The sequence below is a fragment of the Streptomyces echinatus genome, assembly GCF_014203595.1.
Classification (GTDB): Bacteria; Actinomycetota; Actinomycetes; order Streptomycetales; family Streptomycetaceae; genus Streptomyces; species Streptomyces echinatus.
The window spans coordinates 26,125-32,416 of the sequence record NZ_JACHJK010000034.1; the positions used below are offsets into that span (position 1 = coordinate 26,125).

Annotated in this window: 7 protein-coding genes and 2 pseudogenes; 4 read left to right on the forward strand and 5 right to left on the reverse strand. The window is 70.5% G+C overall.

Annotated features, from left to right (window positions below; translation table 11 throughout):
* Positions 1-7: 7 nt before the first annotated feature.
* Positions 8-706, reverse strand: a complete 699-nt coding sequence (locus FHS34_RS41100) for an SDR family oxidoreductase (protein WP_184975827.1) — start codon at positions 704-706, stop codon at positions 8-10.
* A gap of 173 nt (positions 707-879) precedes the next feature.
* Here FHS34_RS41100 and FHS34_RS41105 point away from each other — a divergent pair, with 173 nt between their 5' ends.
* Both FHS34_RS41105 and FHS34_RS41110 read left to right on the forward strand, forming a co-directional pair.
* Complete coding sequence (locus FHS34_RS41105; RefSeq protein ID WP_184975830.1) at positions 880-1,893, forward strand: SPFH domain-containing protein; 1,014 nt, start codon at positions 880-882, stop codon at positions 1,891-1,893.
* A complete protein-coding gene (locus FHS34_RS41110) occupies positions 1,890-2,789 on the forward strand; it encodes a hypothetical protein (RefSeq protein WP_184975833.1) in 900 nt (299 codons plus the stop codon). The genes FHS34_RS41105 and FHS34_RS41110 overlap by 4 nt, the downstream gene beginning before the upstream one ends.
* 172 nt (positions 2,790-2,961) lie before the next feature.
* On the opposite strand, the gene FHS34_RS41115 is transcribed toward FHS34_RS41110, so the two are convergent.
* From FHS34_RS41115 to FHS34_RS41125, 3 genes and pseudogenes are all read right to left on the reverse strand, one after another.
* Positions 2,962-3,810, reverse strand: a complete 849-nt coding sequence (locus tag FHS34_RS41115; RefSeq protein ID WP_184975836.1) for an arylamine N-acetyltransferase family protein — start codon at positions 3,808-3,810, stop codon at positions 2,962-2,964.
* 840 nt (positions 3,811-4,650) lie between these two features.
* Positions 4,651-4,755, reverse strand: a pseudogene (locus tag FHS34_RS41120) (IS5/IS1182 family transposase); the annotation flags it as partial.
* A gap of 54 nt (positions 4,756-4,809) precedes the next feature.
* Positions 4,810-5,190 (reverse strand): winged helix-turn-helix transcriptional regulator, encoded by a 381-nt coding sequence (locus FHS34_RS41125; protein ID WP_184975839.1) that lies wholly within the window; start codon positions 5,188-5,190, stop codon positions 4,810-4,812.
* Between the two features lie 139 nt (positions 5,191-5,329).
* Between FHS34_RS41125 and FHS34_RS41130 the strand changes: the two genes are divergently transcribed.
* Positions 5,330-5,737 carry a RidA family protein gene (locus FHS34_RS41130; protein ID WP_184975842.1) on the forward strand — a complete coding sequence of 136 codons (408 nt, stop codon included), beginning with the start codon at positions 5,330-5,332 and terminating at the stop codon, positions 5,735-5,737.
* A 30-nt stretch (positions 5,738-5,767) separates the two neighbouring features.
* Here FHS34_RS41130 and FHS34_RS41135 read toward each other — a convergent pair.
* Positions 5,768-5,908, reverse strand: a pseudogene (locus FHS34_RS41135) (IS701 family transposase); the annotation flags it as partial.
* 174 nt (positions 5,909-6,082) lie between these two features.
* Between FHS34_RS41135 and FHS34_RS43665 the strand changes: the two are divergent.
* Positions 6,083-6,208 (forward strand): hypothetical protein, encoded by a 126-nt coding sequence (locus tag FHS34_RS43665; protein ID WP_263978513.1) that lies wholly within the window; start codon positions 6,083-6,085, stop codon positions 6,206-6,208.
* Positions 6,209-6,292 lie beyond the last annotated feature (84 nt).

The window sequence follows — 6,292 nt, forward strand, 5'->3', positions numbered from 1 at the left end:
ACAGCGGTCACAGACCGGCGTACAGCGTCTCCAGGTCGCCCGACAGCGCGGCGCGTGCCCAGCGGGTGGCCTCGTCGACCAGCACTTCGGGTTCGTCATTGAGCAACCCGGTCATCGTCTGCTCGGCGACGTCGGCCGCAAGGACCTTCGGGGCGTCGATGTCCGCCGCCAAGTCGGTGTCGACATAGCCGGCATGCACACCGACCACCAGCGTTCCCTGCCCTCGCAGCTCCAGCCGGAAAGCGTTCGTCAGCGACCACTCGGCGGACTTGGAGGCCGCGTAGCTGGGAAGCCGCCGGTTGGCCACCCACGACGCCCGGGACAGCATGTTGACGAGCGCTCCGCCGCCATGGGCGGCCAACACCGGCGCGAAAGCGCGTGAGACAGCCCAGGTGCCGAAGTAGTTGACCTCCATCTCGCGCCTGGCACCGTCGAACGACCCTTCGAGGAGGGGCGGGCCACCGGTGACTCCGGCGTTGTTGATGACGATGCTGACATCGTCGGCGGCGCGTGCGGCCGCGGCGACCTGCTCCTCGTCGGTGACGTCCAGCCGCAGCGGGGTGAGCTCGGGGTTACGGACGGTCGCGGGCTCCCGGACACCGGCGTAGACCTTGGCGGCTCCGTGATCGAGCAGTGCCTGGGTGAAGGCCAGACCGATGCCGCGGTTGGCTCCCGTGACCAGGGCTACCGAACCTTTGATGTCCATGATCACCCTCCTTGCGGATGGATGTGGATGTCAGGCCCCTTTCTTTCGACGCTAAGCCCCGGCCCGCGGCTGATCCACCCGACCCCGACCGCATCCGCCGACTCGTTCTCGTCTTATTGACGAGATCAACAGCCCTCCGTTATCGTCCCATTGACGAAATCAAGGGGGTCCCCATGGCCGACATCACCCGGCGCTTCGGATGGCGCCATCTGCGCTCCGCGCCCACCGCCCACATACGCCACCACAAGCGCGGCCGGCTCACCCACGACGGCCGGGGGCTCAGCTTCTGGTACCGGTCCCTGTCGGCGGCCCTCTCCGAAGTGCCGGTCGACGACCGGGAGCTGGCCATGGCGTTCCACGCCCGTACCGCCGACTTCCAGGACGTCACCGTGCAGGCCACCGTCACCTACCGGATCAGCGACCCGGCCGAGGCGGCGAACAGGATCGACTTCTCCGTGGACCCGGACAGCGGGAACTGGCGCGGCACACCCCTGGAGCAGATCGCCACCCTCCTCACCGAGACCGCGCAGCAGCACACGCTGGACGTACTGGCCCGCACCCCGCTGGCCGTCGCCCTGGTGGACGGCGTCGCCGCCGTGCGGGAGCGGGTCGCCACCGGTCTCGCCGCCGAGCCCCGCCTCCCGGCCACCGGCATCGAGGTGGTGACCGTGCGTGTCGTCGCGATCCGGCCCGAGGCCGAGGTGGAGCGCGCCCTGCGCACCCCCGCCCGCGAGCAGATCCAGCAGGAGGCGGACCGGGCCACCTACGAGCGGCGGGCCGTCGCCGTCGAGCGCGAGCGTGCCATCGCCGAGAACGAGCTGGCCAGCCAGATCGAACTGGCCCGGCGCGAGGAGCAGTTGGTCGAGCAGCGCGGCACCAACACACGTCGTGAGGCCGAGGAGAAGGCGGCGGCCGACGGCGTACGGACCGAGGCCGAGGCGGCGCGCAAGGTCCGCCTGGCTCACGCGGACGCCGAGGCCGCACGCGCGACGGGCGCGGCGCGCGCCGAGGCCCAGGCCGCCTGGCTGCGGGTGCACGGCGAGGTCGACCCGGCCACCCTGCAAGCCCTGGCAGCGACCCGGCTGGCGGAGAACCTGCCGCGGATCGAGAGCATCACGCTCTCCCCGGACGTGCTCACCGGGCTGCTGGCCAAACTCGGGCGTCCGGAGAGCCGGGCGGACGCGTGAGCCTGGCGCCGCGGGCGGTGCTCGTGCACCGCAGGACCGAGTACGAGGAACTGCTCGCCCGGCACGGGACGCACGGGCAGGCCGCGTTCTTCCTCTCCAGCCGGGGCCGCTCGATCGACGAGGTGGCCCGCCGCCACGCCGACACGCGGCAGGCGCTGCGGGACGTGGCATCGGCCGTGCCGCTCACCTGGCGCAGCTCCAGCGTGGAGCGGGCGGACCTGGACTGCTTCCTGTTCGCCCCGGAGGACGTGGTGGTCGTGGTCGGCCAGGACGGCCTGGTCGCCAACGCCGCGAAGTACCTCTCCGGGCAGCCGGTGGTGGGCATCGACACCGACCCTGGGCGCAACCCGGGGGTCCTGGTCCGTCACCGCAGCGCCGACGCGGCCTCCCTGCTGCGGACCGCGACCGCGGCAGGGGACCGGGCGGAGGCGCTGACCATGGTCGAGGCCGTCGCCGACGACAGTCAGCGCCTTCTCGCGCTGAACGAGATCTACCTGGGCCCGCCCGGTCACCAGACCGCCCGCTACCGCCTGGGCACCGACGGCGGGACGGACCGGGGCGAGGCCCAGGCCTCCTCCGGGGTGCTGGTCGGCACCGGCACGGGCGCCACCGGGTGGCTCCGCTCCCTGTGGCTGGAGCGCGGCAGCACCATGCCGATGCCCGCGCCGTGCGATCCGCGGCTCCTGTGGTTCGTGCGCGAGGCCTGGCCGTCGCCCTCGACCGGGACGTCGAGGGTCGCCGGTGAGCTGGGGCGGGGGCAGGAGCTGCGGCTGACGGTGGAGTCGGACCGGATGGTGGTCTTCGGGGACGGGATGGAGGCCGACGCCCTGGAGCTGACCTGGGGGCAGAGCGTGCGGCTGGGCGTCGCGGCGACGTCACTGCGTCTGGTGACGTGAACGCTCCCTGGCCGCGCGGCCGGCACCGTCATACCGGCGACGGGCCGGCAGCAGAACGAGGTGAGCCGGTCTTCATGCCTCACCGTGGCCGGTTGTCCGGTACGGCACCGGGTCGGCGGTGATGCGGGGGGCCGCTGCGTGGCGGGGCGCTCGTCGCTGGTCGGTGCGGCCGTCAGAGGGTCGCACGCTGCCCCGCGGCCTCCCACTCCCGGTGTGCGGTCCGGACGCGGTGCCACAGCTCGGCCCGGGCGGGGGCGTCGACGTCGGCCAGGTTCAGGTGGAACACATCGGCCAGTACGCCGTACCAGTCGTCGGCCGCGTTGATGGTCTGCTCGTGCGTGCCTACGGCGTCGATCCGGCGCAGCACACAGCCGCGCAGCATGTCCACGCCCTTGGCGTCGCGGAGCTGGACCTGGAGAACCCTGACGAATCCGGACTCGGGGGAAGTGGACAGCCGGTGGTGCTCTTCGGCGAAGAAGGACAGTTCCACGGGCTCCGGCGCGAAGACCATCGCCGTGAAGGCGCCGCGGGGGTCGTGGGCGAACCGCCAGCCGCCGGGCACCACCACCGACGGGGCCATGGCGTAGGTGAACGGCCCCTGCGTGTAGGTGCCTTCGCGCAGCGGCAGCGGCTCGTACATCCCGCCGGCCAGCCCCGTGTCCACCAGCCACCGCTCGCCGTCCAGCCCCACGGTGAGCGCGAGGTGGTCGCCGCCCGGCCCCTCGGGGTCCTCCACCTCGTCCTGCACCCCGGCCCGGTGCAGGGTCACGTCGTAGCCGAGGGCCGTCAGCAGCGCGGCGAAGGCCCCGTTGAGGTGGAAGCAGTAGCCGCCGCGCCCGCGCAGGATCCGGGCCACGGATTCCTCGGCGCCGACACCCGTCGGCCGTCCCAGCTGGTTGTCGAGGGTCTCGTAGGCAACCCGTTCCACCTGCGCCCTGTGCAGTGCCCACAGCGCCTCGGCGGTCGGCGCCGCCGGCCGGGGCACCCCCAGCACGGCCAGATACGCGTCGACGTCGATCATGCTCCCCCTCATCGCTCGAACGAATGATCAGCCTAGTCGCCGGTATCGACGATTTCAGGCCCCGCCCTCGGGTACGACGGCGTCCCCTTCCGGACCCGACGCCGACCGATGAGGCAGAACCTGACCGATCCGTTCGGCCAGGGAGACGATGATTCCCGAGGGGCCGCGGAGGTTGCTGGCGCCACTGTGAAGCGAACCGCTGTTCATTAGCCGGAAGTTCAGCCGTGCGGCCCAAGGTTCAGTAGCGCAGGCGTCTGTTCAGTAGCGCCGCATGATGGAAGTCGTCCGATCGGGCGTGCTGTGTCGAGTGGTTGCACGAACGCTCGGACGGATGCTGCCGTGGGTGCGGTCGATCGGGGGACTTCGCGGACCTGGGTAGCCGTTCGGCGGCGTGGTGGCTGGCATCTTGGCGCGCATGCACCCCTCACCCGAGTCTCGATCCTGGGACGGGAGCTCCGCTTCTGTGCCGCGGCGATGCTCGTTGCCTGCCCGGCCGGACACCCCTTCCTGCCTGCGGGGGCGGAGTGTGAGGCCGCCCGCTCATGGCCGAGTTGTGCCGCCACTGCCTCGAGTGTCCGGCCGGCGACTCGTCGCTGTGTCCCGCGTCCGTCGCCTGCCGGCGGTGCCCTGCCCTGTGCGAGGTGAGGCGTTCACCTCGCGGGTGGACCGCGTCGCTGCTGCGCTGGGGGTGCCACCGGGTGTGGCAGCTCGCGTGCTGGGGCTGAAGTGCCGACAGCGGGGCTCGTCCACGCGCCCGCTCTTCTTCGGCGTCACGCGCACCCCCGCCGGCCTCGCCGGGTTGCGGAATGCGACGGGGCTGCGGAGCGCGGAGCTGCGGCAGGGTGGGAGCTTGCCGCGGCGGTCAACCTCGCGGGTGACGATGAGCATGGTTACCCACTCGACCAGGGAGTGAGGCAGATCGAGTGCGGCAGCATATGGAACCAACGCGGGCCCTGTGCCTGGGGGGTTGATACTCCAGCTGTACATCGTGATCAGCCGTCAGGCGTCGAAGCGGTGGCGAGCGGCCTCGATGTGACCGAAGTACCGGTGGGTCCAGTCACACATTCCGTCGACGGTTGCGCGTAGGCCCTGGCCCGGCTCGGTGAGGGTGTATTCGACACGCGGCGGGACGGTGGGGTGCACGCTGCGCTCGACCAGGCCGTTGCGCTCCAGCATGCGCAGGTTCTGAGTGAGCATCTTGTGGCTGATGCCCTCGATCGCGTTCCGCAGCTCGCTGAATCTCAGGGTGCGTTCACCGAGAGTCTCGATGATCAGGAACGCCCACTTGTTGGCGACGTCGGAGAAGATCTCTCGCGCCAATGAGTCCGCGCGCCTGAGGTCCGCTTCCTCGGATCGGCCCTTGATCTGTTTGGTCACCATCAGGTTCCCCAGTCACTAAAAAGTGCGTTCTTCCATGTCAGCGACCACTCTCTTACGGTTCCTGAGTAACCACAAGAGACCACGAGGGTCTGGAGTGACGAGAACGGGCCCACGATGCCCGGACAAGGAGGCGGACGGCATGGCCATCACCCTGGTGAACCCCCATGGATTGCCCGAGATCGATGTCTACCGGCAGGTCTCGATCGCAACCGGGTCGAAGCTGGTCTTCATCGCCGGTCAGGTCGCCTGGGACGCCGAGGGGATCACGGTCGGCGAAGGCGACCTCGCCGCGCAGGTCGAGCAGTGCTACCTCAACATAGGCACCGCCCTGGCCGAGGCAGGCGGCTCCTTCGACGACGTGGCGAAACTGACCTTCTACGTTGTCGACTGGACTCCCGACAAGATGCCCCCGCTCCTGGAGGGGATCTCCCGGGCGGCCGCAATGCTGGGAACCACCCCGGTCCCGCCGGCCACGCTGCTGGGCGTTGCGGCACTGGATGTTCCCGACCATCTGGTCGAGATCGAAGCCACCGCGGTCCTCAGCTGAACAGATGCCCTTCGCTGAGCACCCAAGTGGCCGGTAGTGGCTGGCTCGGGACCGGGCCTGATGACGTCGCCGCCAGTCGGACCAGCCGAGCCGGTGGGCGGCGTCGTGCACGGGTCGGACGACGAGGGCGACGAACAGGCGCTGGATCTCGTTGCAGGTGAGCGGGATCAGCGCTCCGGACCTCTCCCGCATTTCCACTAGCTGCCACATGACGCGGATGTTGCCGTGGTCGGCGGCCTGCCGGTAAAGGGATTCGGCCCCCTCCCGGTCCCCGGCCTCCTCCCACCTCCACGCCAGCCGGCGCAGGGCACTAGTGCTGCCGCGGTCGGCGGCGAGGTGGCGGAGGTGGTGGGCCCATTGCAGGCGGTGACGGCATTCGGCTGCCTGGGTGTCCCCCGCGCCGCCACCACGTTCGCCGCGGTCATCACCCTCGCCGCCATCACCGCAGCCCTCACCACCCTGTTCGCCTGAACCAGATTGCAGCAAGGTGGCAGGCTTCGTGCCGGGATTCAGCTGTGTCCAGGAAGGCACCTGCCAGGGTCTGCGCACTGAACA